This is a genomic window from Burkholderia sp. MR1-5-21, assembly GCF_053427715.1.
Map to the genome: position 1 here is coordinate 1 of NZ_JBSAXD010000107.1, position 647 is coordinate 647.

A 647-nucleotide genomic window follows, 5' to 3' on the forward strand; every position below is an offset into this window, starting at 1 on the left:
GAGTGCCGAGGATGAATATCGGGCGCTGATGACGAACGGCGCGAACTACGCGAAGGCATTCGGTTTGATGCCCGGCATCGCACTGACGGCCGCGCAAATGGACGCGCTGACGAGCGACATTGTCTGGTTGGTCGACCAGATCGTGACCCTGCCGGATGGCAGTACGACGCATGTGCTGGCCCCGGTCGTCTACATGGCGCAAACGCATGCAAACGACTTGCAAGCGACCGGCGGCTTGATCACGGCGGACGATGTTGAAATTCGTACGGCCGGCAGTACGACCAATTCGGGCGTCATCAAGGGCGGCACGAAGGCCGTACTTACCGCGACCGATATCCTGAACCGGGGCGGGACGATTTCGAGTAGCGGCACAAACGGCACCACGGTCGTTTCGGCCAGCAATGATGTCGTCAACGCGTCGGGGCAGATTGGCGGCAACCGGGTCGCCGTGCTGGCGGGACGCGATATCGTCAACACAACGCTGGTCGATGCAGTCGGCGCAACGGGTTCTTCCGGCGCAAGCAAGGTCGATACAAGCGTGATCGGCCGGCAGGGCGCGATCGCGTCGACCGGTGATCTGTTGGTTCAGGCTGGTCGCGACCTCACGCTTGATGGCGCGAATCTGTCGGCCGGTGGCGATGCGCTCA

General features: G+C 62.6%; 1 protein-coding gene. It reads left to right on the plus strand.

The features are described from left to right. The coding region (locus ACV229_RS40620; RefSeq protein WP_448088660.1) for a hypothetical protein at positions 1–647 on the plus strand (647 nt) is incomplete at both ends.